This is a genomic window from Rhodococcus sp. (in: high G+C Gram-positive bacteria) (assembly GCF_049591685.1).
In the GTDB taxonomy this organism is placed as follows: domain Bacteria; phylum Actinomycetota; class Actinomycetes; order Mycobacteriales; family Mycobacteriaceae; genus Rhodococcoides.
The window spans coordinates 1-2829 of the sequence record NZ_JBAWFH010000143.1 but is presented as its reverse complement, the minus strand read 5'-3'; the positions used below and the strand labels follow the sequence as shown (position 1 = coordinate 2829).

Annotated in this window: 5 protein-coding genes and 1 pseudogene; 4 read left to right on the top strand and 2 right to left on the bottom strand. The window is 64.0% G+C overall.

Features of this window, described 5'->3' with window-relative positions; all coding sequences use genetic code 11:
* Window positions 1-249, bottom strand: a pseudogene (locus tag WBQ44_RS06140) (site-specific integrase); the annotation flags it as partial.
* Window positions 250-560: 311 nt separating this feature from the next.
* Between WBQ44_RS06140 and WBQ44_RS06135 the strand changes: the two are divergent.
* The 4 genes from WBQ44_RS06135 (at window position 561) to WBQ44_RS06120 (ending at window position 2632) form a co-directional block, all read left to right on the top strand.
* Window positions 561-920, top strand: coding sequence for a hypothetical protein (locus tag WBQ44_RS06135; protein WP_495565838.1), 360 nt, complete (start codon window positions 561-563; stop codon window positions 918-920).
* Window positions 913-1590: an alpha/beta hydrolase family protein gene (locus tag WBQ44_RS06130; protein ID WP_495565837.1), complete on the top strand. Its 678-nt coding sequence runs from the start codon at window positions 913-915 to the stop codon at window positions 1588-1590. Before WBQ44_RS06135 ends, WBQ44_RS06130 begins: the two co-directional genes overlap by 8 nt.
* Window positions 1591-1652: 62 nt before the next feature.
* Window positions 1653-2105, top strand: coding sequence for a hypothetical protein (locus WBQ44_RS06125; protein WP_495565836.1), 453 nt, complete (start codon window positions 1653-1655; stop codon window positions 2103-2105).
* Window positions 2102-2632, top strand: a complete 531-nt coding sequence (locus WBQ44_RS06120) for a GNAT family N-acetyltransferase (protein WP_495565835.1) — start codon at window positions 2102-2104, stop codon at window positions 2630-2632. The genes WBQ44_RS06125 and WBQ44_RS06120 overlap by 4 nt, the downstream gene beginning before the upstream one ends.
* A 12-nt stretch (window positions 2633-2644) precedes the next feature.
* On the opposite strand, the gene zapE is transcribed toward WBQ44_RS06120, so the two are convergent.
* Window positions 2645-2829, bottom strand: a 185-nt coding sequence (gene zapE / locus WBQ44_RS06115) for an AFG1/ZapE family ATPase (RefSeq protein WP_495565834.1), incomplete at its 5' end; no start/stop codon positions are given.

Genomic DNA, 2829 nt, shown 5'->3' with positions numbered 1-2829 from the left:
GGCGTACTCACGGAACGCAACAGGTTTGGCCTTGGCCGTCGCGGCGTCGGTCGGTGGTGACCACAACTCACGGTCGATTTCTCGTCGGCGGTCCACTAACCACGCCTCGGCGTCGATCTTGGCCGCGAACGTCGCGGGCGCGTCGTACAGCCGCCCGTCTGGCCCGGTGTAGCTGGCTTTCCACCGACCGCTGCGGAACTGCCGTAGCCGCCCGAACCCGCGTTGCGTCCTGCCCTTGACCCCGGCCACTACCGCTCACCCCTGCCTGTTTTGCACCACGTTTGCACCACGTCAGACTATATCGGTGCGTATTCGTGCCCATTACTGCACCGCGATACTGGCCATCGATTGTGCATGTCAGAGCCATATTTCGCAGGTCGGTCGGCGTGTTGCCAGTATCGCAGTGAGCTAATTCAATCCCAGTATCGCGCACCAAAAGAAAGCCCCGGCATTCGTGCCGGGGCTTTCTTGCGTTTGTAGTCCGTATCCGTCGAAGCGGTCGTGATTCACGTCATAAAGGTGCATTCTGTACGGACACCCCCGAACGGAAGGAAGCCACGATGGCGGACGATCGCCAAGAGGAAATCGACGGCAACGGCAGCGAAGTCAACGAAGTAAATGAAGTCGAGGTCGACGAGGAAACCCAGAAGCAGGCGGAGGAACGAGTCGCCGGCCTCGAGGAGAAGTACGAGCCGGGCAACCGCCCGACGGTGACCCTCCCCGGTACCGGGGGGATGGTGTCCGGGACCGCGTTCGCCGACATGGTCGACGACAACGGAGAAATGAATGACGGCGCCCAGGTCGGTGACCCGAACAACGGCGACCCGAACAACGGCGACCCGAACAGCGGCGACCCGAAAGATGACACGCCGTCGACAGCTAACACAGAAGTAAAGGACCCTGCCGCAACGGATGCGTGACAGCACGTCCGAGGTCCGCAGTATCGGCAGCGCCGACGTACGCGGCGTTCTCCATGTTCCCGACGGGGAACCCACCGCGTCATTGGCTTTGACGCACGGCGCTGGGGGAAACGCCGATGCGGCGTTGCTCGTCGACATGGCCGAAACCTGGGCGGCACGCGGCATCACGGTTCTGCGGTTCGATCTCGCGTTCCGCCGCGCCAGACCTACCGGTCCCCCGCACCTGTCGAAGGCTGCCGGCGACAGAGACAGCATTCGCGCGGCGCTCGACTTTCTGCGGGCCAGTACCGCCGGTCCCCTCTTCGTCGGGGGCCACTCCTACGGGGGTCGTCAGGCATCGATGCTGGCCGCCGAGGACTCGAACGTTGCCATAGGCCTGGTTCTTCTGTCGTACCCACTGCATCCACCGAAGAAGCCCGAGAAAGCGCGCACGGCACACCTATCCGACATCATGATGCCCAGCCTCTTCGTGTCCGGTGACAAGGACCCGTTCGGCTCGCCCACCGAACTCCGTTCGGCGATCGACATGGTGCCTGCCGCGACCCAGTTCGTCGAGGTTGCCGGAGCCGCCCATGATCTGTCCGCGGCGAAACACCGCGTTGCCGCGCGCACCCTCGATGCAGCGTCGATTTTGTTCGGGTTCGAACCCGTTCCACGCGCCGACGATTGACTTCGCACCCAGATCGCGTGCCGCGTAGACACCGACGCGTGGTCGAGTGTTCTACTTGTTTCATGCCCACCTGGGGATGGTTCATCGTCGCACTGGTCCTCATCGACATAGCCGTACTGATCGCCTGGCTCCTTGCCCGCAAGAGTCCACGCAGAAATACTGCTGCGGCAACACGACTCGGTCTGATCGGTCTCGACGACGCCGCGCGCGACGAGATCCACCGCCTCGTCGGCGACAGGAAGAAGATCAACGCGATCAAGCTGTTTCGTGAGCGCACCGGGTGTTCGTTGACGGAAGCGAAAGCAGCCGTCGATTCGGTGGAACGCGGCAACCCACTGCCCTCCCCCGGCACCTACACCGACGCCACCGGGCTGGACACGGACGCATGGGAGGACATCATTCCAAGACTACGAGCGCTCAAGACCGAGGGCCGGACGATCGCCGCGATCACGCTTCTTCGTGCGCGCACAGGGCTGCCGCTTCGCGAGGCGAAGGAAACGGTGGACCGGCTGTGAGCGTCACCGTCGGACCCGCCGGTCTCTGGGATACGGAGCAACTCGCCGACGTCGCTGCCGTGACGTTTCCGCTCGCGTGCCCGCCCGGGTCGACCCGTGAGTCCATCGAGGCCTTCGTCAACGACGTTCTTTCGCACGAACGTTTCGGCGAATACCTCGACGACCCGAACCGGGCCATCCTCGCGGCGCGGGAGGACGACTCGATCGTCGGCTACGCGATGCTGATTCGCGGCGAACCCGCCGACCCCGAGATCGCACGCATCCTGTCGAACTCGCCCACGATGGAATTGTCCAAGCTGTACGTCCTACCTGGACACCACGGCGGAGGCGTTGCCTCCGCACTGATGACGGCTGCCCTGGACACAGCTGTGGACAGCGGATGTGCAGGCGTGTGGCTGGGGGTCAATCAGCGAAACGAACGAGCGCAACGCTTCTACGCCAAGCACGGTTTCGCCCGGGTGGGCACCAAGACGTTCACCGTCGGGAGCGAAGTGCACGACGATTTCGTGCTCGAACGCGCGCTCTGAAACGGAGGGTGGTCAGCCGACAGCCGCGAAGCGCGACAGCGCGAGCAGACGCGACGTTGCGCGCAGGTACTTCTTGCGGTAGCCGCCCGCAAGCATCTCTTCGGTGAAGATTTCGTCGAGCTTCGCGCCGGACGACGTCACGGGGATGCCCGCATCGTACAGCCGGTCGGCCAGAACGACGAGTCGCAGCGCGACCG

What these genes read in the sequence shown, in the direction of transcription:
- WBQ44_RS06135 (WP_495565838.1), top strand. Translation starts at nt 561, where the DNA reads ATGGCGGACGATCGCCAAGAGGAAATCGACGGCAACGGCAGCGAAGTC.
- WBQ44_RS06130 (WP_495565837.1), top strand. Translation starts at nt 913, where the DNA reads ATGCGTGACAGCACGTCCGAGGTCCGCAGTATCGGCAGCGCCGACGTA.
- WBQ44_RS06125 (WP_495565836.1), top strand. Translation starts at nt 1,653, where the DNA reads ATGCCCACCTGGGGATGGTTCATCGTCGCACTGGTCCTCATCGACATA.